The following is a 22,086-nucleotide window of genomic DNA, read 5'->3' as shown; positions in this document are numbered from 1 at the left end:
CATCCCAACAACAATTGGCCTAAAAAGTTAGTGCTTTTGTTGCAATTTTCAGGACTATTTAGTTGATATTAATCAAGCTATACCCGCACTACGAACTTATTTTACCCAAAACGTCAAACAAACAGGTTCCGGAATCTCAAGATTTTGCCCGGTATAGCTAAGCGCTCCGGTTGCCGGATCCACCTGAAAGACACTCACATTGTTACTCTTCTGATTGGCTACCAACAGAAAACGTCCATCAGGCGACAGCGCAAAATTACGTGGCCAGTCTCCCTGAACTGGCTCTGTTTCCTGCAACTTCAGCGTGCCATCATCATTTCTGGAAAAAACAGCAATGGAGTTGTGCCCACGATTTGAACTGTAGACAAACCGTCCATCAGCACTTACATGAATATCAGCTCCGTAACTGATTCCCTCAAAGCCCTCAGGTAAAGCCGACAAACTTTGAATCCGCTCAAACGTTTCGCCATCTTTTGCCAGAACACTCACTTCTGAATTCAACTCGTTCATCACATAGATGAACTGCCCGTCAGGAGCAAAAGCGAAATGACGGGGTCCTGCCCCTGACGTCATGGCCACATAAGCCTGTTCGGCAGGTTCAAACTGCCCGACACCTTTATCATACCGATAAAACTCCAGCTTGTCGGTTCCCAAATCTGCTGAGATTAACAGCTCGCCGGAAGAGTCAAATAAAGCAGAATGAGCATAAGGCGCTGTTTGACGGATCGAGTCCTTACCCGAACCAACATGTTGAATTTGCTGAAACGAGTCGCTTAAACGGCCATCGTTTTCCACCCTGAAAAAACTCAAACTGCCGCTGCTGTAATTGGAAGCTACCACAAACCGGCCATCGGGCGAAACCGTCACATGACACGGATGATATCCTTTTGTTGCTTTCTGATTTAATTTTTCAAGCTCACCCGACTTCCCAATCCGGTAAGCGGTTACCGAACCACTATCAATCTGCGGGCTTTCCTTCACCTCCGAAACCGCATACAAGTAGTTTTGATCTGGCGAAAGAGCCAAAAATGAGGGATTTTCCCGATTCGGAGTCACAAATTTCGACGTCAGCTGTCCGGTTTTGCTGTCAAAACCGTAACAATATATTCCTTCGCTATCGCCTCCGGTGTAGGTTCCAACATACAAAAGGGTTTCTTTAGGTGAATTACACGAAACCAACGAAATGGTTATCAACACAATAAACAGCAGTGAATTTTTCATAGGGTTATTTTTTGAAGTCAAACTAAATGGTCCAATGTCTTGTTAAATGATTTAGAATTAAACTTTAAAATAACAGAAATGAACCTTAAAAAAACATTTATCGGTGTATTAATTTTATTTTTTTCACTGAATAGTTACAGCCAAAAATTGGTTGAAGTTTGGCGCACAGGCCCAAACATGAAAACTCCTGAATCGGTTTATTATGATTCCAACAATGACGTGATTTATGTGGCCAACATCAATGACAACCCCTCTAAAAAAGATGGTAACGGGTTCATCAGTCAACTGAATCCCGATGGAACGGTCAAAAAAATGGAATGGGTAACAGGCCTGAGCGCCCCAAAAGGCATGGCCGTCTTCGAAGATAAACTTTATGTTTCGGACATCGACGAATTGGTTGAAATTGATATCGACAAAGCAAAAATAATCAACCGCTATCCGGCTCCGGGAGCCATTTTCCTAAATGATGTTGCCGCCTGTGGCAACGGAACCATCTTTGTAAGTGACAGCCGGACCAATAAAATCCATGCCCTCTCAAACGGCAAGTTCGAGGTTTGGAAAGAAGGAGATGAACTGGAGGGGATCAATGGTCTGTACACTGAAGATGGGAAGCTATACATTGGCTCCCAGAAAATTCAGGTGGCCGATGTTAAAAGTAAAAAATTGAGCACGCTGCAAACCGACTGTCAGGGCGTTGACGGGCTGGAAAAAGACAATGAGGGCAACTTTGTGTTTTCCAACTGGCCCGGGCGCATTTTCTATCTGGAAGATGGGCAGTTAACCAAACTTTGGGATTCAACAGCCGATAAAATCAATACTGCCGATGTGTTTTTTGCCAAGGAACTAAACCTGCTGTTGGTGCCAACCTTTTTCGACAACCAAGTGGTTGCGTATAAGATTGAAAAATGATACCTTGATGGCTCATCCCAAAGTCAAATTAACCAACGAACTCAAAAAAACAACAAATTATGCCTAAAGGAAAAATAGCCGCAAAAAGTCCGATCATGATGGAAATGCAACCGGGAACCTACTACTGGTGTGCCTGTGGAAAAAGCAACAACCAACCATTTTGTGACGGCTCACACAAAGGCAGTGAATTCACGCCTAAAGAAGTCAAAATTGAAGAAGTACAATCGGTTTTTTGGTGCCGCTGCAAACAAACCAACAACCCTCCCTTTTGCGATGGGTCGCACAACGACCTGTAAAAATGCAACATAAATCCCAAAGCAGTCTGGCAGGATTTTAAAGATCAAACAGGCAGGCTGCTTTGGGACAATTCATTTTCCTCAAAAAGTAAAAGCAATTATTTCGCGCCAAGCAGTTCGGCATGACGGTAACAACTCACCAAGTGATCATTGACCATGCCAGTAGCCTGCATGTGCGCATAAACAATGGTAGATCCCACAAACTTGAAGCCCCGCTTTTTCAGATCCTTACTAATCAAATCGGACAGAGGGGTTTTGGCAGGAAGCTCAGCCAGGGTTTCAAAATGATTCACGATGGGCTTGAAATCAACAAATGACCAGATATACTTGTCAAATGAGCCAAACTCCTTTTGGACTTCCAAAAAACACCGGGCATTGGTAACGCTGGCTGCCACTTTCAATCGGTTACGGATAATACCTTCATTTTGCAGGAGTTCCTGCATTTTAACATCATCATAAGCAGCCACTTTTTCCGGATCAAAATCATCATAGGCCTTGCGATAATTTTCGCGCTTGCGTAGCACCGTCAGCCAGCTCAATCCGGCCTGTGCGCCTTCCAGCAACAAAAACTCAAACAACTGCCGGTCATCATGAACAGGGACTCCCCACTCCTGGTCATGGTAGTCGATGTACAAATCATTATTCAGGCACCAGTCGCAACGATGTTTCATTGGTCTAATTTTTGTAAAGAATTCAAAATTTGAATAAAAATACGAAAAACAAAGTGATCCGGGTTTAAATATTATTTTTGCTCTTTGTAAATTGCGCTGCAAGAATCGGCTTCAGTATAAAACAACTAAACCAAAGCATGCGGATGTGACTCCTTCAAAGCACTGAGAGCAAACAAACCAGGAGCTTAAGAGAACAGACACATCTTTCAACTTTGCAAGTAAAGACTTAATCGATGAAAATCAAGTTATCCCTCTTATTTTTACTGCTTTCAAATCTGGCGTTTAGTCAATTAAACATCAGCCACTATATTCGGGTAGGACAAACCCGCATCCAGATTGGCAACTATGTTGGAGCCATTGAAAACTTTAACATTGTTATCAAATTTAAACCCCAACTGCCCGAACCTTATTATTATCGCGGAGTGGCCAAACACCAGCTGGAAGATTTCAGAGGGGCTATAAAAGACTACAACACAGCTATCAGTATCAAGCCCTATTACCCCAACGCATTTATGCACCGCGGGCTGGCTTACCTTGAACTGAAAGACTACGATGCTGCCATTGATGATTACAACCGGGCACTGGAACTGGATCCGAACAATGAAGCGATTTACAACAACCGGGGGATTGCAAAATTGTCATTAAAAGATATTGAAGGGGCCATTGCCGACTATGACAAAGCCCTGGAGCTTAACCCCAATTTCATCAATGGTTTTATCAACCGAAGCAATGCCAACATCCTGAAAGGCGATATTCGAGAAGCTATTCGCGATTTGAACCGTGCCATCATCATCCGTCCGCACTACGCCAATGCTTATCTGCTGCGCGGACTGGCCCGTTTTGAGCTGGAAGATTTTGCAGCGGCTCTGCGCGATTTTGATCAAACCATCAAACTGGATCCGCAAAATGCCTATGCCTACAACAACCGGGGGATCGTGAAGCAGCGGCTGGAAGATTACCAGGGTGCCATTATGGATTATGACATGGCCTTGTCGATCAATCCAACTTTGCCGAATGCCTATTTTAACCGGGGAATTGCCAAAGAGATTCTGGAACAGCCCGGTTTTGAACAAGATTACAAAGTGGCTGCCAAGCTGGATCCGCGCTTAAACATCCGGCAGCGTGCACTGGAAGAAGATGCCTTGGCACAACAGCAACAAGCATCTCAAGGCCAACAGCACTCAACCTCAGCCGGGCAACAACAAGCACAAAACACCCAGCAAAAACCGCCGGCCCAAACGCCTCAACGTCCCAACACCCAGCAAAAAAAAGAGGAAAAGCAAGAGGAAACCCAGGAACAACGCGACCGACGCCGTTTCCGGCTCTCGCTGGCAGACACACGTAACCTACCAACCGACGAAGACGAAGAAATTGAAGACGGACGAATTCAAAACCGAAATATCATCATTGAATTACAGGATATTTTTGTGATCTCCTCATACAGCCAAAACAAGGTGGATTACGACAGGCTGCAGTATTATAACCTGTCGCTGGAAGAGTTGAACCGTTTCAACAACTACACCCCACAAATGACAATCAGCAATAGCGAGAACGCTGATTTTGAAGAATACTTCAGAAATAACATCCTGTACTTCAACGAAAAAATAAAAACCAATGAAGTCGCCGAACACTTTCTGAACCGCGGAATCTTCCGTTTTCTGGTTAAAGAGTACAGCGATGCAATGGATGATTTCAACAAAGCCATTGAACTGGATGAGAAAAATACGTTGGCTCATTTCAGCCGGGCCAACTGCCGCACAGAGATGGTTCAGTTGCTGGAGTCGCTGCCCGATTTTTCAGAAGACTTAACAATCCCTGTAGGCACTTCGAACAATGCCCAGAGTCAGCATGAAGAATTCATTCATGATTATGAAACAATTCTGGATGACTACCAGGTTTGTGCGTATATCGATCCCAACTTCCCCTTTGCCTATTACAACAAAGCTTACATTCTCTGTAAACTGGGGCGCTACCAGGAAGCCATTCGCAACCTTGATAAAGCCATTGAATTGCAGCCCGACTTTGCAGAGGCCTACTTTAACCGGGGGCTAACCAAGATTTATCTTGATGAACTGGAGGGTGGTGCCAGCGACTTAAGTAAAGCCGGAGAGCTGGGAATTCAGGACGCTTACAATATCATCAAACGCTATTGTAACTAAACACTTGCAGCGGTTAAAAAGAATAAAGGGTGCCCAAAGCGCGCCGAGAAGAAAAACGAAGTAACTTTGCGGCAAACATTTTTTAAAGCATAGATTAATGAGTTTATCTCCCCTTGCAGAACGACTGCGTCCCAAAAAACTGGACGACTACATTGGACAGGACCACCTGGTTGGTGAAGGAGCTGTTTTGCGTAAAATGATTCAATCAGGCAACATTTCTTCCATCATTTTATGGGGACCTCCGGGCGTTGGCAAAACCACGCTGGCCAAAATCATTGCCAATACTCTTGACCGGCCTTTTTACACGCTTAGTGCCATCAATTCGGGGGTTAAAGATGTTCGGGATGTGATCGATAAAGCCCGCAAACAGCAGTTTTTTAATCATCCCAACCCCATCTTGTTCATCGACGAAATTCACCGGTTTAGCAAGTCGCAGCAAGATTCGTTGCTTGGAGCCGTCGAACAGGGAACGGTTACGCTCATTGGTGCCACCACCGAAAACCCTTCATTTGAGGTCATTTCGCCCCTGCTTTCGCGTTGTCAGGTTTATGTATTGCAGCACCTGGACAAGGAAGGGCTTATTAAGATTCTGGATCTGGCTATTCAGAAAGACACCGACCTGAAAACGAAGGACATTGTGATTGAAGAGTATGAGTCGCTGCTTCGTTTTTCCGGAGGCGATGCCCGCAAGCTACTCAACATTTTGGAGCTGGTGGTACTGGCTGAAGAAGGTCCCAAGATTGTCATTACCAACGACAAGGTCACCGACCGTTTGCAAAGTAATTCGGCCATTTACGATAAAAACGGGGAAATGCACTACGATATCATTTCGGCCTTTATCAAAAGTATTCGGGGAAGCGATCCGGATGCTGCAGTTTACTGGCTGGCCCGCATGATTGAAGGTGGTGAAGACATCAAATTTATTGCACGCCGGCTGCTTATTTCAGCCGCTGAAGATGTCGGCCTGGCCAATCCCAATGCTTTGTTGCTGGCCCAAAGCTGCTTCGATGCCGTTCATAAAATCGGACCGCCCGAATCTCGCATCATTTTATCGGAATGCACCATTTACCTGGCTACCTCTCCAAAGAGTAACTCGGCTTACGAAGCTATTAATATGGCACAGCAGCTGGTAAAACAAACCGGCAACTTACCGGTTCCGCTGCATATTCGAAACGCCCCAACCAAGCTGATGAAACAGTTGGGCTATGGCAAAGATTACAAATATGCCCATGCTTATGAGGGGAACTTCGCAGAACAGGATTTTCTGCCTGAACAGATTAAGAAGGAACGCTTGTACCGTCCGCAACAAAATGCTTCGGAACTAAAAATCATGGAACGCCTGAAAGCCTGGTGGGGCAAACGTTTTGAACGATAGCCCTTTTGCAACCTTCTTTTTCGCCAAGGCTCAGCAATCTTAAAAGCGGCTGGGTGTAATTGCATGGAGCTGGGTTAACGCTGAAATACCAGAAGATGTAAACACGCTAAAAACAATTCGACAAATCGGTTGTTTTTCTGAAAAAAGACAGTCCAAGACAATTCAACCAATGGGAAAAACAGCGTGCAAAAAGAAGGATTATGAAGAACCTGAAAATCCAAAATATTATTGTAAAAAGTGCCTACTGAAAGCCAAAAAGGAAAGTAAAGTTTGTAAACCCAAAAAAATCAAATAGCCTGTTATGAAAAAATGGCTTCTCTCCTTCGCGGCCTTGGTTACTATTTTTCAGTCTTATTTTTCACATGCTCAGGACAACTGGCAGCAAAAACCAGCTAGCTTGCTGAATGATTCTGTCTTTTCGATTGATGAAGTCACCGTGCATGCTTTTCACTACGAAAGAAAGCTGCAAGAAGTGCCGGCAGCCATTTCCATTCTTTCGGCCAAACAGCTGGAGCAAAATGCCCTGCAATCCATTGATTTTGTATTGAACCAAGTGCCCGGCGTTTACATGCAAAGCGCCAGCCTGACCACCAATCGACTGACTATTCGAGGCATTGGCAGCCGCACGCCTTATGGTTCGAATAAAATCAGGGCCTACTATGCTGGCATTCCGCTAACCAACGGTGTGGGCGAAACCTCAGTCGAAGATTTAAACCAGTCAATTTTATCCAGTGTTGAAATCATAAAAGGACCTGCTTCGGGCTTTTATGGCGCAGGCTTAGGAGGTACGCTGCTGTTTGAGGCGATTCGTCCTACCCAAAACCGCTTTGTGGTTGATTACGGTCTGGGCTCCTACCAAACCCAGGAGTTTAACGGAAACCTTTTTCTGACCGGAGAAAAGAACAGCAGCCAACTTGCCATTGAGAAGCTGAACTCGGCTGGATACCGCGACAACAATGCCACCGACCGGGTTAACCTGAACTATATCGGACGGTTTGAAATTGGAAAACACGAACTAAACTTTTTGGTAAACCATACCGACCTGAAAGGCTATATTCCGAGCTCACTGGATTGGGAAACTTTTCAGCAAAACCCACAAAGCGCTGCTCCCAACTGGACGGCTATCCGGGGATATGAAGACTACGAAAAAACACTGATGGGGACCTCCCTCCTGTCGGAATGGAGCAACAACTGGCGATCGACCGTCAGCCTGTTTGGGCAAAACAGAGCCGCAGATGAATTGCGTCCCTTCAATTTTTTGACAGAAGAAAGTCGTTATTATGGCGGCCGGGTCGTGCTTGAAAAAACAATTCGAACCCGCCATGGAAGCTGGAAACTGATGCTGGGCAACGAAAGCTTTTGGGAAGACTACGACTGGAGCACCTTAAAAAATGCAGCCAATGAGCCTACCGATGAAATTCTGTCTGACAATCAGGAAAAACGCAAATACCTCAATTTTTTCGGACAGGTGGATTACCTGCTGACCAGCCAACTGCGGTTTTCTGCCGGACTCAATCTGAATAAAACACATTACGACTATACCAACCTTCTGGAAACAAGTGGTGAACAGTCGGGCAAACACACCTTCAACGCAGTACTTTCGCCACGGTTGGCCATCAACTATACCCTCAGCCAAAACCACAACCTTTATGCACAGATGAGCCATGGGTTCTCGCCGCCAAGCCTCGAAGAGACGCTGCTTCCCGAAGGAGGACGCAACACGGATATTCAGCCGGAAACAGGATGGAATTATGAGTTGGGCAGCCGGGGGCATTTATTTGACCAGCTGTATTACGACGTTTCAGCCTATTTTATGGCCATAAAAAACTTGCTGGTTGCCCGGCGCGTTGGCGAAGATGCCTACCTGGGAGTGAATGCCGGAAAGACGGCTCATCCCGGGCTTGAATACTACCTGCAGTTCAAACTTCCAACAATGGGAGCATTTATCCAACACCAGCTTACGGCCAACGGAAGCTATTCGCCCTACTATTTTGTGGATTTTGTAGATGGTGAAAACGACTATTCAGAAAAGAAACTGACCGGAACTCCGCGCTACCAAGCCAATTGGGGTTACCACTTCAGTTTCAAACAATGGGCCCATCTTCAACTGCATTATCAGCAAGTGGGCAAAATCCCTTTGCGCGATGACAATTCGGTTTATTCGGATGCTTACGGGCTACTGAACGCCAACCTTCAATTTTTAAAATCATGGGGCAATTTGCAGGCAAAAGCATTGTTTGCCATGAACAACCTCACCGATACTCATTATAGTTCGATGGTACTGATTAATGCCAGTTCTTTTGGCGGAAATGCTCCACGCTACTATTATCCGGGCGCACCGCGAAACTATAGCTTTCGACTGAAGCTGACCTACCTTTTCTAAGGAACAAAATCAACGCCTCAACGAATTGATATCCTGATTATGGATTCTCGGGGAAGTAGGAACCTGGCCTAGATCACGAATTTAAGGTTCAGGCCTAATACATCGGAGGGCCTCCATTGGCCGTTACGTTTTGTTTCCTGCCAAACGTAATAAGCATCAACTTTTAGAATGTCAAGCTCCAACAAATGCAAGCCACCATATACACGAGTCAGATACAATCGCTCGTTATTAAGTTTGGTAAATAATTCTTCACCAATGTATGGTTTGGGACACCCCGGAAAAGAGGGGAAATGAATAAAGATGTTGTGGTAATACCGAAAATGTGCTTTGCCTTTGCTAAAGGTACGGTATTCAATCCGGTTCGTACTTTTGCAGTTCACTTTCCCGAATTTGTAATGCACGCCTGTCAGAAACTGAGGACGATACTCGAGGATATTTCCGCTCAGCTTTCCAATTTCTGCTCCGCGAAAAGAAAGCCCCAGGTTAAGCCATGGGTTCATTCGTCGCAAAACGGTAAAATCCACATAAGTAAAATCGCGAAAATTGTCATTGGCCCGATACTGAACTTTTGCTTTAAAACTGAACGTATAGTTTTCATCCAACTTCAAACCAAATCCGGTTTCCTGCCACAAATAAAAATCCCGTTCTTCCTGAGCAAACAGCGCTTGACTACCCAAAATAAACAAACAAAAAACAATAAGCTTTCTAATCATTTTTCTCCCTCTCATTTTCAATCCGCAAAGATAAGCTTTCGTTTAAAATTAGATATATTCGTAAGCAGAAATCATTTCAAGCTTAATACTATGAAAACAATCATCCCCTTTGTCTTCCTGCTTTTGTTTGTGCTGCTGTCCGGATCATCAGCAACGGCTCAACCGGCAAACGCCTTAGCCTCATTGATCAAGCAAGAGGCAGTGCTGGAAAAAGTAGCTTCGGGCTTTTCGTTTACCGAAGGCCCTGCTGTCAATTCGAAAGGGGAAATCTACTTTACCGATCAGCCGAACAATAAAATTTACATCTGGAATGAAAAAGATGAAATCAGCACGTTCCCGGTAGACGGCGAACGAGCGAATGGACTATACTTCGACCAGGATGACCACTTGGTAGCCTGTGCCGACTACCGGAATAAGTTGATTCGTATTGATGCGCAGGGCAACAAAACAGTATTGGCCAACGGTTTTAACGGCAAGCACCTCAATGGGCCCAATGATTTATGGATTCATCCTGATGGTACTATTTACATCACCGATAGTTATTACCATCGCCCCTGGTGGCCCGAAGGGCAGCAACAGGAGCAGGATGAACGGGCTGTTTACCGGGTATCTCCTGAAGGGGAAATAAAACGGGTAGCAAGCGGTTTTAAAATGCCCAACGGAATTATTGGAACGCCCGACGGCCGAACCTTATACGTTGCCGATATTCAGGATGGAAAAATCTGGCAATATACCATACAGAAAGATGGTAGCCTGACCAACAAAAGCTTTTTTGCTCCCGAAGGATCAGACGGAATGACTATCGATGATGAAGGCAATGTATACCTAACCAATAAAGCAGTATCGGTTTACTCCCGTACCGGCGTAAAACTTGGTGAAATTGCAGTTCCCGAGCAGCCTGCCAATATTTGCTTTGGCGGAAAAAACCGAAAGACACTGTTTATCACAGCCCGCACTTCAGTATATAAACTCTCGATGAGAGTTAAAGGGGCTCAGTAGGCTCATATAATTTTATTGATAGTAAAACAATTGCTCTTTTGGCATCAAAAAAAACTCGAAGAGGTATGATGGCATGTGTGCTGATTTCTTGCTAAAGCACCGTCAGATTTTTTTCACAAATGATCGTTCATGAGTCGGGAGCGGTCATTTACCCCCCTAAAACATGCCGTTCATGAAATAAACTACTTTATATAATGCCCATTGAATTAATTTATTAATTTTGTGACGACTAATTTCAAAACTAAACTCTGTGAGTATCACTCTTTTATCAAACATCATTCTTAGTTTTATTATTACTTACGCTGTCATTCCTCCCATTGTCAGGGTTTCAAAAGCTAAGAACCTAATGGATGTGCCCGATCAACGCAAGTTGAACAAAACGGTCATTCCAACATTGGGTGGCGTGGCCATCTTTATTGGGGTAAACATCAGCACACTGGTTTTCCTTCCCAACATTCGTTTAACAGAGCTACGTTTTCTGTACGCCGCCATCATCATGATGTTTTTTACCGGTTTAAAAGATGATTTGCTCATCATTTCAGCCCGTAAAAAACTGATGGTTCAAATTGCTGCGTCCACCCTTCTGGTGGTGCTCGGTGGTTTCCAAATCACGCAAGCTTACGGTTTGGGAGGCATCAGCGAATTCAGCCCCTGGGTAAGTATTCCATTGTCAATTATGGTGTTCCTGTTTTTGATTAACGCCGTCAATTTAATTGATGGAATTGACGGGCTGGCTGCCGGCATTGGCGTACTGGTGAGTGCTACGGTCGGTGTCTGGTTTTATATGACAGGCTTTATTGGCTATGCCATTATCAGTACTGCACTTGCAGCTAGTCTACTAGCATACCTGCGCTTTAACCTTTGGGGAAACAGTAATAAAATATTTATGGGCGATACCGGTTCGCTTATCTTAGGTGTTTTGCTGGGAGCCATCATGATTAAATTCAACGAACTAAATGTACTCACGGCCAATCCGTTTCATTTTCAGCAGGCGCCGCTATTTGTTGTAGCCATGCTAATTGTTCCGATTACGGATACCTTAAGGGTGTTTGCCGTGCGTATATACCATAAAAAGTCGCCGTTTTCACCCGACAACAATCACATTCACCACTTGCTGATTAAAGCCGGATTATCACATATTGCAGCCACTGCTTTCCTGATTGGCTACACGGCTTTGTTTGCCTTGCTGGCCTTGACTTTTCAGCTGTATATCAATATTTCTGTCAGCTTCATCCTTTTGCTTAGCATGAGTTTTTCAGCCATCGGTTGGCTCAACTACAAATCAAAACAATACCAGAAAAACCAGGAAAAAGCAACAGAAGAAGAATCCAGCAAAATTATTCGTTTGCTGCCACTTGGCACAAAAGTCGCAGAAGAGCCAGGCAAACTCTCTAAAAAGAAACTATTGAAAGTGTAAAAGAAGCGAAATCAAACAAACAACAATTCTTTCATATCAATCAAAAGGAGGCCATCAAAAGTCTCCTTTTTTTATTTCACAAACAGGCACTTCTTGCCGAATACGAATCCGGTTTCGTTCAATTGGTATAATTTACCATATTAAAATAGTTTCGTTCCGAGGCCTCTTTCTGGGCAATAATTCCTAAATTGGAAAACAATAAAAAAATGAAGTCATCATGAAAAATGAAGATCAACTCATTCCTGTTTATACCGGGAGCCAGGTTTCGGTTGTACTACTGAAAGCTAAGCTGGAAGACATCGGCATTCCGGCAATTATCCGTAACGACTTTCAATCAGGGATTGCCGCCGGATTTGGAGTTAGCACGCCCAACGCCGTTGACTTGTACATTCAAGAACGAGACCTGGAGCAGGCTGAACCGATTCTTCAGAATTTTAAGGAATAGTTACAAAAAACACATTCGAAAAACGACAAATCAGATTAACCCAAGAATTATGAATAAACAACTAACCGACACGCTAATGCATGTGCTTTTGGTCTTGTCTACCGTTAGCATTTTAGCTGGAGTGATATTCAAAATACAACATTATCCCTATGGAAGCGAACTCATGTATTATGGGCTGATTGCCCATTTTGTAATTGGCAGCCTGGAAATGAATCGTTTGAGAAAGAGGCTTAAAGAAATGCAGGGAACCCCCAAAGCGCCGGAAGAGACCAATTCAAGATCTTAAAATACACCGTACGAATCAGAAGCCGGAAGCTGGATTACTCCAGTTTCTTGGCTTCGTCCCAATATTTGTCCATTTCGGCAAGCGATAAACCTTTCAAGTCCTTCCCTTTTTTCAGGGTTTGACTTTCGAGGTAGTTAAAACGTTTGATAAATTTCAGATTCGTTCGCTCCAAGGCAGCTTCCGGATCAACACCATAAAGTCGGGCTGCATTGACCATGGCGAAAAACAAATCGCCAAATTCGGCTTCAATTTTATCGCGGTTATCAGCTGTCAATTCGTCCTGCAACTCATTCACCTCCTCTTTCACCTTGTCCCACACCTGCTCCGGATGCTCCCAGTCGAAACCCACTCCGCTGGCCTTTTCCTGTATCCGGTTGGCTTTAACCAAAGCTGGAAGTGAAGCAGGGACACCTTCCAACACAGTTTTCTTTTTGCGCCCCTTTTCTTTCAACTTCAGGCTTTCCCAGTTTTGCTCTACCTCGCGGGCATTGGTTACATCCACCTCTCCGTAAATGTGCGGATGCCTGTAAATCAGCTTTTCATTCAAACTGTTGATCACATCTGCTATATCAAAAGCCTTTTTCTCCTCTCCAATTTTAGCGTAGAACACAATGTGCAGCAGCACGTCTCCCAGCTCTTTCTTGATTTCCTGCAGGTCAGCCTGCAAAATAGCATCCCCTAACTCGTAGGTTTCTTCAATCGTCAGCTTTCGTAACGATTCAAAAGTTTGCTCCCGATCCCAAGGACATTTCTCCCGGAGTTCATCCATAATTTTCAACAACCTGCCAAAAGCTTCCAGTTTTTCATTCATCTGCCTGCACCTTTTATTTTTGAATGATCAAAATTACAATCTTTCTTTAGAAAATAGGTCTTCGGGGTTCTTTTGAACCAATTTCGAACCTGTCAGGCTCAACCCAAAAACAGAACAAAGGAAGACCTCGGTCAAAAGCCTTGCTTTGTTCAAATCCGGATAAGTAATACATAATAGAACCTGACGAGCTATAAAACCGGTTTTAGTCCACCATATTCAATACCGTCCGTCCTTTCAATTCTCCACGAAGCATTAAGTCAATTTTATCATTGAGCTCATTCAAGCTGATTTCGGTACACGTATCGGCTAAATTATCCGGTTTCCAGTCGTTTGCCAATTTATTCCAAACCTGCTCCCGATAGCGCATCGGATAGTTTTGAGAATCGATTCCAATCAAAGTTACCCCCCTCAAAATGAAAGGAAACACCGTTAGCTCAAGTTTTGGTGAGGCCACATTGCCACAGCAAGTAACCACCCCCATGGGGTTTGTTGATTTTAGTATATTTTCTAAAATAACTCCACCCACCGTATCTATAGCTCCGGCATAAACAGGTTTTAATAGCGGCTTATTCGCCAAAGCTTCAAAATCGCTTCGCAGGATAATCGTATCAGCTCCCAGCTTCATCAGAAAATCACGCGCTGTTTCTTTGCCGGTAATGGCTGCTATTCGATACCCCAGTTTATTCAGAATGGAAATACTTAAAGCTCCTACGCCACCCGTAGCCCCCGAAACAATGATTTCGCCATCCTCTGGCTCGATTGTTTCAGTGAGTCTTAATACCGACATCCCGGCTGTCAAACCAGCTGTTCCAATAATCATTGCCTCTTTCATGCTCAGGTTTTCAGGTAACTTAACCGCCCAATCTTCAGGAACGCTGATCAATTCGCTAAAACCGCCATCGGTATTCATTCCCAAATCATAACTTGTTACAATGACTTGATCTCCTGATTTAAATCGGGCCGACTTCGAAGACAACACTATGCCAACCGCATCAATACCGGGCGTATGCGGATATTTCCGGGTAACACCTTTATTACCGCTCGCCGAAAGCGCATCTTTGTAATTCAGCGAAGAATAGTGAACCTTAATCAGTAAATCGCCTTCAGGTAAGTCACTTACTAACTTTGATTTTATCTCTCGTGTAAAAGCCCCATCCACTTCCTCAACGACCAATGCTTTAAATGTTGATTGTCTATTCATGATTACTATTTTATCGTTTTAAGTAACTTTACGGCAAAGTTCTATGAAAATATACAGACCAACAAGAACTCACACCAAGTACGCTTACGAACATTTCATACCGTTTTGTTCTGCCACAGGATATTGAAAGAAAAAATAAATGAAAAAAAGTTATTGTCCGATAGATACGTTCATCAATACAATTAAGGGAAAAAGAAAAGGAACGATTATTCTTCATTTGTTTCAGGGGAAGAAGCGATACAGTGAATTGGTAAAGCTTTTGCCGGACATCAGTGAGCGCATGCTCACCAAACAACTAAAAGAGCTGGAGGCTGATGGGTTGATTAGCCGAACGGTATATCCGGAAGTTCCACCTCGCGTAGAATATAGCCTAACCACACTTGGTGAGGAAATACAACCTGTTTTAAAGGGAATGTACAAGGGCGGTTTGCTTTTTGAAAAGAGCATTGCTAAAGACGAAGACTAATTCCCATAGTCCCAACTGAATGCCCCATCATTTCAGGAACTATGAAAATGAATGCCCCCGGAGAATGATAAAACCTATCTTTGCCGGTATCTAAAAGAAGCAAAGCAATGAGTAATGCCGTATCCCGAATTTTATTGAAACATGATGAGCGTATTATCGCAAGCCGCCAGCTAAAAGCCCGTCCGGCCATTTTTGTTGAACCACCGACAAGCCTGCATCCTGAATTACAAAATTGGATGACACAAAACGGATACGAAAAACTCTACTCGCACCAGGCTGAAATGTTCGAAAAAGCATACGCCGGCAAAAGTGTCGTGATTACCACCGGCACGGCCAGCGGAAAGTCTTTGTCGTTTTACCTGCCCGTGGTGCAACGCATTCTGGAAAATCCAGCACGCCGGGCTATTTTTATTTACCCAACCAAGGCCTTGGCGAAAGACCAGTACCGCAACATCAAAGAGTTTGTCGCCTTCTTTGGCGAAAACAAAATACAAGCAGGCGTTTACGATGGTGATACGCCTCCCAATGAGCGCAGCCGGATTCGCGAGCAGGCCAACATCATTCTGACTAATCCGGATATGATGAATGCAGGCTTTTTGCCCAACCACAATAAATATGGGTTTCCGCACCTATTTGCCAATCTCGACACACTTGTGATTGATGAGCTTCACGCCTATCGTGGCGCATTTGGTTCGCATGTTTCCAATGTATTTCGCCGGTTGTTGCGAATTTGTGATTATCATGGTAACCGACCTCGCTTTTTGTGCAGTTCGGCAACCATTGCCAATCCACAGGAATTGGCTGAAAATATTTGCCACACCCCCTTTGAACTGGTTGATCAGGATGGATCGCCCTCGCCGACCAAACACATTCATTTCTTTCAACCGGAATATTTAGAAAAAGCCCAGCGCAAAAAAGCAGTTACCGAAGAACTCAAAGTGCTACTCCCCCAGTTGGTGCTGTCGGGCGTCCGTTCCATTACCTTTTGTCAATCGCGTCGCGAAACCGAGATTGTGACCAAAGAGAGTCGCGACATTTTGGCCTCCGATCCAATGGAATATGGCATCAACATGTCCGATAAACTATCAGCCTATCGAGGAGGATATACGCCTGTAGAACGAACTAAAATTGAAACAGACCTAGTTGAAGGGGCTCTGCTGGGAGTTGTTTCAACCAATGCACTGGAGCTGGGAATTGACATCGGTAGTTTAGACGCCGTTATAATGGGCGGATTTCCGGGAACACGTGCCAGCTTCTGGCAACAGTTAGGCCGGGCCGGAAGAAATGGCTCTGAGGCACATGCCATTGTCTTGCTCAAAGAGAAACCCTTGGATCAATACGTGGGGAAGCACCCCGACTGGCTGTTACAGGCCGATTCTGAGAATGCCATCATCGACCGGGACAACCTTTATATCCAGCTGGCTCATATTCGGGCAGCCTCTGCCGAACTGCCATTAACCATTGACGATGTAGCTTCATTTCCCGATTTGGGTGAAATAATCCCTTTGTTGCAGCATGAAGGTGAGCTGGCTGAACAAAACAACACCTATCAATGGAGTGGAGACATTTCGCCTGCACATGAAATCAGTTTGCGCAACATTACGGGCGACACCATCAAAGTGGTTGACATGGAAAAAGAGGAAACAGTAACGGTTGTCGATCTGATTCAGGCTAAAAAAGAATTTTACCCGGGAGCTATTTATCTGCACGATAGCGTTCAGTACAAATCAATCCGTTTAGATCTGGAGAGCAAAACTGCTTTCATCAAAAAAGTCAATTCAAACTATTATACCGAACCACACAAGCCGGGAAACATAACCATTTTAATGGAACATGAGCAACACAAAGAACAGCGAATCAATCGTTACTTCGGCGATGTGCGGGTGACCATATTGATCACCGGTTTTAAAATGGTCGAATTCAATACACATCAAAATCTGGGATTTACTGATTTGTCGGAGATTTTACGCACAAAGATGGAAACAGAAGCTTGCTGGATTGAAATCCCCGAAAATGTGGTGCGTACATTTGTGGCTACCGGCAAAGCTCCTGCGCTGGAACAAGGAACTCCTGAAGGAAAAGTGCCACGGTTTGATTACACCGAAGGCCTGGTTCATTGCATAAAAGCAGCGGCTTCGATGCGGGTAATGGCTACCGACAGTGATCTGGAAGGTTCTGTCCTTTCATTTGTTGATGCAGAAACCAAGCGAACCAAGTATGCTGTGGTATTGTATGACGGCTATCCCGGTGGACTGGGCTTTTCTGAAAAAGTATTTGATTACATTGATCAGATTATTCAAAATGCAGGCATTCTGGTAAAAAGCTGTAGCTGTAAAACCGGGTGCCCGGTTTGTGTGGGCGATCACCGGATTGATAAAAACCTGATTCTTTGGGCGCTCCGTAATTTCTATAAGGAACTGCAATCGCCTTTGGCCGGAGTGGATCGAAAAGGACCTCAGCAAACGGATTTGCCGAAAATAAAGTGGGAAGCAATTAAAAGCGATTGGGAAGGACTACTGGACCGCTTCAATCAGGAATCCCGCTTCGGGGCTAAGTTTCTGAAAGAGGTGAGCCGAGTGGAACAATCGGCCGAAAGAATCACCTTGTATCTTCCTCCTGCCATATTGAAAATAGCGAACACTGAAACCGTTATAAAAGACTTGAAAAAAGAATTATCAGCCGTGGTTGATGTTCCCGTTTCGTACACTTTAAGCTTGCAGGCCGCCAGTGAAACAGACTTGCGAAAAGAGCTGAAGATTCGTCGGATGATGGGTGGTCAAAAAGAGGATTAAGCGCTGCCCGCAATTTTTTCCAGCAATACCTTGGCAAACGCTTTGGAAAAGGATTTTTCTCCTACAGCGTCGAAATTACAAATCAGTTCCTTTTCCTCAACGGCAATCACTTTGCCTGGGCCGTACTTTTTGTGTTGCACCAACATGTCCTTCTTCCAAAGGTCGGACTCGTGCTCTTCCGAAACGGGTTTAGCAACATCGGCAACCGAAACGCTTCGCTTTAGCAGCATCTCAGGAATGGCATTCAGAAAATAAGAAGGTTTTGGTTCGACATGACGCAGCGTGGGTTGCGCATGCCAGCCAATCTCAACCTGATTTTTTCCTCGGGTTATTGCAACAAACAAAAGGCGCTTCTCTTCTTTCAGATTTTCACTCCCGCGTTGGTGGCGGGCTAAAGGAATGATCCCGGTATTCACCCCTGCCAGGTACACCCGATCAAACTCCAGGCCTTTCGAAGCATGAATTGTGAGCAAGTGCACGCCCTGGCCCTTTCCCTTAATCCGATCGTTAATCTGAAACGATCCTTCCAACACAACCTGATCGATGGCCACATGAAAGATTGAAGTTGCATCTCCCCACCCCTGCTCTTTCCGGTAGCGCGTCAGTTGCTCCCAGGCTTCAGTTATGGCAGCCAGGTATTCCGCATGATGAATTGAAGTGGGCTTCAGAATGGAGCGAATCTCCAGAAAGTCGATGAGCTGCTCTGCCGAGGCATCGGTCTCGGGCAAAAATTCGTCTTTGAAACGTTCCAATTGATCCATCAGCCGAACATGGGCTGTTGCCGGCTGTTTTAGCGTGGAAATATAATCACGAAGTGCTCTCAAAACAGAAGTTCCCGTATTCCGTTCCCGGAGAGTCTGAATGAGCTTTTTGCTTCGTTTACAGGTTCCAAAATTGGGATCGCAAATCAAGGCCAAACAAGCATCAAAATCATTCGGATTGATAGACACTTTGAAAATTCGAAGTAAAAATGCCTGCGCAGGGTTTTCGTGCAATTCACTTCGTTTTACCAACTGATACGGAATAGCAGCTTGCTCCAGTACTGTTTCCACAATTTTGATTTGTTGATGGGTGCGAAACAAAACAGCAACCGTATCCAAGGCAACCTGCTGCTTTTGCAGGCTAAGCAGCTTCTCCCGCAGGTAAAAGGCTTCCTGCTGATCATCAAAGTGACGGATAATTTCGATAGGAGTTCCACTTTGACGGGTGGCAATCAGGCTTCCCTGGTTACGCTGAAGCAAGGTTTCTGCAGCCGAAAGAATGGTGCCCGTACTCCGGTAATTTTGCGGAAGCTCCATCCAAACAGCCTCCCATTTGGGGTGCACTTCCTGAAACAGATGTTCCCTGCTCCCCCGCCAGCCATAGATGCTTTGGTTTTGATCGCCCACCACAAACAACTGAGCATCCTTGCCTCTTAACAACTCAATCAACTGAAGTTGTTCTGCATTGCAATCCTGAAACTCATCCACCACAATCCACTTGGGTTGAAGGCTCTGCTGTTTCTTCATTAAAGTGTTGCACAAGCTGATTAAATCATCGAAGTCCATGGTGTTGGTGCGGCGCTTCTCTTGCTCTGCCCAAAGTGACAATTCAGCAAAATCATCCTCATACTTCATGTTGCCCATGGTTGTTTCACCATTCTGGTGGAACTTTTGCCAACGTTTTGCCAACTTATTTTGATATTTAATCTCCAGGTTCTCCTGAACAATCAAGCGTTCCAGAAAGGCCTGTTTTTCCGGTTCATCCATGATCATGAAACCGGGTTTGAACCCCACTTCAGGCAACAGAGGATGTTCTTGCAAAAGCTGACGGGCCACCGCATGAAAAGTGCCAAAGTAGCGCAACTGTTCGTTCATCCCAGCATCCACTTCACCCAAAAAAACAGCAATTCGCTCTTTTATTTCGCGGGCCGCCTTGTTGGTAAATGTCAATACCACAATCTGCTCAAAAGGAACTTGCTCAACAAAATGAAGGTAAAAGATTTTAGCAATCAGAACGGTGGTTTTGCCACTGCCCACCATGGCTGAAAGGAGGACATTTGGGGCCCGATGAAACACAGCATGCCGCTGATGTTTATTGAGGCGTTCAAAAGTATATCCCAGTTTCGCATCAATTTGACGAATCCGCTCAATCTCCTGCTTGTAATCAGAAACAGGCTCACTGATAACAGGTGTAAACGTTGGCTGCATGCCCGTTACATCTGCTTCAAAAGCCTTGGCAAGCTCATCAAAACTATCTTGCCGGGCACCTTTTAGTTGCGAACGAAGATGCTTATAACGCATAAATTGATGATTGAAGCCACAAATGTAGAGCAATATTTTGGCTCACAAAATAAAGTGAAACCCAGCCAATGATTTATTGGTGGAGTTGGCTGCTGAGAACTAAAGACATCCTCAACAACCAACTCCACAAAAAACAGCTGTACCAAGTTCAGTTTAGCGCAAAACCAAGCACCTCTCCGGTCCTATTTTTCATCCCAAAAAGAGCCTTCCGCTTTCATCTGCTTTTCAAAGCGCTCTAATTCGGTTAACAGTTCCGAAACTTTTTCGGGATGCTCGCTGGCCACATCAATTCTTTCGCCCAAGTCCTTTTCAACCTGAAACAACAAAGGCGTCTCCCGCGATGCCGTAAAACCATAGTTATTTTTGGTTTGCGAGCCAATGCGAATGTGCAATTTCCACGGGCCTTTTCGGATAGCAGAAGCCTGATTGTCGGCATAGGAATAGATAAAATTAAAGTCGTCGGGCTGACCGGGATATTTTTCAGGCATCAGTATCGAACGAATGTCTCGTCCATCAATGGTGCGATCCTGCGGCAAGTCAACACCGGCAATTGCGAAAATTGTTGGCAATATGTCTAAGGTGCTGATTGGTGTTTGCTCGTTGCGGTTTCCTTTGATTTTGGCAGGCCAACTGATAATACCGGGCACACGATGTCCGCCTTCCCAGGTTGAGCCTTTACCATCGCGAAAAGGAGTGGCATAACCAACCTGCAAACGCGTATCGCCATACTTCGATTCGGACTTATCACTGAAAAGAATCCATGGTCCATTGTCCGAAGAAAAAATAACAATGGTATTGTCGCTCACACCAACCTCTTCTAAAGTTTGACAAACCGCGCCAATGGCGGCATCAAGCTCTTCCATCACATCTCCAAGCGTTCCATTGCGCGAAATACCTTTAAACTTGTCACTGACAAAAAGCCCCAGGTGTGGCATGTTATAGGGAATATAGGCAAAAAACGGGTTTTCCTTATTGCGTTTAATAAAATCGATGGCGGCTTTGGTACACACCCCGGTCAAGGACTCCGAAGCTTTTACATCCGATGGCAGATTTTTAGCAATCAAGTCATATCCGGGAATCGGGTTGTTCCCCTGTGGATCACTCTTCAGAAGCATGGAATTACTGTAGTCGTGCGACACATTGGTTCCAATCCATTCATCGAAACCATGCGCCAGCGGCAAGGTTTCCTGCGAAAACCCATTGCCCTCATTCGGCGATCCCAAATGCCACTTGCCGAACATGCCGGTTTTATACCCAACCGACTTCAGTCCCTCGGCCAGCGTAATTTCCTTTTCATGAATATGCCTGGCTGATCCCGGGTTAATTACCCAGGACCCTAATCCCGAGCGCCCCGGATAACGTCCGGTCATCAACGAATAACGCGATGCGGAACAGGCTGCTGTGCCCACATAAAACTGCGTGAAGTTGACGCCACTCTCCTTCAGCTTCGAAATATTTGGTGTCTTTATAGTCGGGTTACCATTATGGGCAAAATCTCCATACCCGCTGTCGTCAAGATAAAACAAAACCACATTGGGCTTGGTATTTTGTTCAATCTCCGAATTATTACAAGCCCCTCCAAAAGCGAGCAGGAAGATTCCTAAAAATTTAAACTGCGTGATTTTCATGATGTACTGGGTATAAATCTGATTTATTTTTT

Annotated in this window: 18 protein-coding genes; 11 read left to right on the top strand and 7 right to left on the bottom strand. The window is 44.8% G+C overall.

Annotation, left to right across the window (positions count from 1 at the left end):
- Nucleotides 1-96: 96 nt before the first annotated feature.
- Nucleotides 97-1,221: a lactonase family protein gene (locus Q1A18_RS14895; RefSeq protein WP_299582224.1), complete on the bottom strand. Its 1,125-nt coding sequence runs from the start codon at nucleotides 1,219-1,221 to the stop codon at nucleotides 97-99.
- A 78-nt stretch (nucleotides 1,222-1,299) separates the two neighbouring features.
- On the opposite strand from Q1A18_RS14895, the gene Q1A18_RS14890 reads away from it, so the two are divergent.
- Both Q1A18_RS14890 and Q1A18_RS14885 read left to right on the top strand, forming a co-directional pair.
- The gene (locus Q1A18_RS14890) at nucleotides 1,300-2,130 is read left to right on the top strand and encodes a hypothetical protein (RefSeq protein WP_299582221.1); all 831 of its coding nucleotides are present in this window, start codon (nucleotides 1,300-1,302) and stop codon (nucleotides 2,128-2,130) included.
- Nucleotides 2,131-2,189: 59 nt separating this feature from the next.
- Nucleotides 2,190-2,426 carry a CDGSH iron-sulfur domain-containing protein gene (locus Q1A18_RS14885; protein ID WP_299582218.1) on the top strand — a complete coding sequence of 79 codons (237 nt, stop codon included), beginning with the start codon at nucleotides 2,190-2,192 and terminating at the stop codon, nucleotides 2,424-2,426.
- 98 nt (nucleotides 2,427-2,524) lie between these two features.
- Here Q1A18_RS14885 and Q1A18_RS14880 read toward each other — a convergent pair whose 3' ends face one another.
- On the bottom strand, nucleotides 2,525-3,097 hold the full coding sequence (locus tag Q1A18_RS14880) for a DNA-3-methyladenine glycosylase I (RefSeq protein WP_299582215.1): 573 nt from the start codon (nucleotides 3,095-3,097) through the stop codon (nucleotides 2,525-2,527).
- A 233-nt stretch (nucleotides 3,098-3,330) separates the two neighbouring features.
- Between Q1A18_RS14880 and Q1A18_RS14875 the strand changes: the two genes are divergently transcribed.
- The 3 genes from Q1A18_RS14875 to Q1A18_RS14865 all read left to right on the top strand — a co-directional run bounded on the left by Q1A18_RS14875 (nucleotide 3,331) and on the right by Q1A18_RS14865 (nucleotide 9,014).
- The gene (locus Q1A18_RS14875; protein WP_299582212.1) at nucleotides 3,331-5,256 is read left to right on the top strand and encodes a tetratricopeptide repeat protein; all 1,926 of its coding nucleotides are present in this window, start codon (nucleotides 3,331-3,333) and stop codon (nucleotides 5,254-5,256) included.
- A gap of 97 nt (nucleotides 5,257-5,353) precedes the next feature.
- Nucleotides 5,354-6,631, top strand: a complete 1,278-nt coding sequence (locus Q1A18_RS14870; RefSeq protein WP_299582209.1) for a replication-associated recombination protein A — start codon at nucleotides 5,354-5,356, stop codon at nucleotides 6,629-6,631.
- A gap of 301 nt (nucleotides 6,632-6,932) precedes the next feature.
- The gene (locus Q1A18_RS14865) at nucleotides 6,933-9,014 is read left to right on the top strand and encodes a TonB-dependent receptor (protein ID WP_299582205.1); all 2,082 of its coding nucleotides are present in this window, start codon (nucleotides 6,933-6,935) and stop codon (nucleotides 9,012-9,014) included.
- A 68-nt stretch (nucleotides 9,015-9,082) separates the two neighbouring features.
- On the opposite strand, the gene Q1A18_RS14860 is transcribed toward Q1A18_RS14865, so the two are convergent.
- Nucleotides 9,083-9,727 carry a DUF2490 domain-containing protein gene (locus Q1A18_RS14860; protein WP_299582202.1) on the bottom strand — a complete coding sequence of 215 codons (645 nt, stop codon included), beginning with the start codon at nucleotides 9,725-9,727 and terminating at the stop codon, nucleotides 9,083-9,085.
- A 90-nt stretch (nucleotides 9,728-9,817) separates the two neighbouring features.
- On the opposite strand from Q1A18_RS14860, the gene Q1A18_RS14855 reads away from it, so the two are divergent.
- From Q1A18_RS14855 to Q1A18_RS14840, 4 genes are all read left to right on the top strand, one after another.
- The gene (locus Q1A18_RS14855) at nucleotides 9,818-10,726 is read left to right on the top strand and encodes an SMP-30/gluconolactonase/LRE family protein (RefSeq protein ID WP_299582199.1); all 909 of its coding nucleotides are present in this window, start codon (nucleotides 9,818-9,820) and stop codon (nucleotides 10,724-10,726) included.
- Nucleotides 10,727-10,976: 250 nt separating this feature from the next.
- Entirely contained in the window at nucleotides 10,977-12,143 is a 1,167-nt protein-coding gene (locus Q1A18_RS14850) for an MraY family glycosyltransferase (RefSeq protein ID WP_299582196.1), read from the top strand.
- Nucleotides 12,144-12,360: 217 nt separating this feature from the next.
- Entirely contained in the window at nucleotides 12,361-12,588 is a 228-nt protein-coding gene (locus Q1A18_RS14845) for a DUF2007 domain-containing protein (RefSeq protein WP_299582193.1), read from the top strand.
- A 49-nt stretch (nucleotides 12,589-12,637) separates the two neighbouring features.
- Complete coding sequence (locus tag Q1A18_RS14840; RefSeq protein WP_299582190.1) at nucleotides 12,638-12,874, top strand: hypothetical protein; 237 nt, start codon at nucleotides 12,638-12,640, stop codon at nucleotides 12,872-12,874.
- Nucleotides 12,875-12,908: 34 nt separating this feature from the next.
- Here the strand turns inward: Q1A18_RS14840 and mazG are convergent, their stop codons facing one another.
- Nucleotides 12,909-13,685: a nucleoside triphosphate pyrophosphohydrolase gene (mazG, locus tag Q1A18_RS14835; protein WP_299582187.1), complete on the bottom strand. Its 777-nt coding sequence runs from the start codon at nucleotides 13,683-13,685 to the stop codon at nucleotides 12,909-12,911.
- Nucleotides 13,686-13,887: 202 nt separating this feature from the next.
- The gene (locus tag Q1A18_RS14830) at nucleotides 13,888-14,886 is read right to left on the bottom strand and encodes a YhdH/YhfP family quinone oxidoreductase (RefSeq protein ID WP_299582184.1); all 999 of its coding nucleotides are present in this window, start codon (nucleotides 14,884-14,886) and stop codon (nucleotides 13,888-13,890) included.
- A gap of 139 nt (nucleotides 14,887-15,025) precedes the next feature.
- Between Q1A18_RS14830 and Q1A18_RS14825 the strand changes: the two genes are divergently transcribed.
- Entirely contained in the window at nucleotides 15,026-15,352 is a 327-nt protein-coding gene (locus tag Q1A18_RS14825; protein WP_299582178.1) for a helix-turn-helix domain-containing protein, read from the top strand.
- A 107-nt stretch (nucleotides 15,353-15,459) separates the two neighbouring features.
- Entirely contained in the window at nucleotides 15,460-18,144 is a 2,685-nt protein-coding gene (locus Q1A18_RS14820; RefSeq protein ID WP_299582171.1) for a DEAD/DEAH box helicase, read from the top strand.
- Here the strand turns inward: Q1A18_RS14820 and Q1A18_RS14815 are convergent.
- Both Q1A18_RS14815 and Q1A18_RS14810 read right to left on the bottom strand, forming a co-directional pair.
- Nucleotides 18,141-20,426, bottom strand: coding sequence for an ATP-dependent helicase (locus tag Q1A18_RS14815; protein WP_299582163.1), 2,286 nt, complete (start codon nucleotides 20,424-20,426; stop codon nucleotides 18,141-18,143). The two genes, Q1A18_RS14820 and Q1A18_RS14815, sit on opposite strands and share 4 nt — an antisense overlap.
- 182 nt (nucleotides 20,427-20,608) lie before the next feature.
- On the bottom strand, nucleotides 20,609-22,054 hold the full coding sequence (locus tag Q1A18_RS14810; RefSeq protein WP_299582156.1) for a sulfatase: 1,446 nt from the start codon (nucleotides 22,052-22,054) through the stop codon (nucleotides 20,609-20,611).
- Nucleotides 22,055-22,086 lie beyond the last annotated feature (32 nt).

Source organism: uncultured Sunxiuqinia sp. (assembly GCF_947495665.1).
Lineage (GTDB): Bacteria > Bacteroidota > Bacteroidia > Bacteroidales > Prolixibacteraceae > Sunxiuqinia > Sunxiuqinia rutila.
The sequence above is the reverse complement of the archived record's forward strand: the minus strand, read 5'-3'. Positions and strand labels throughout refer to the sequence as shown.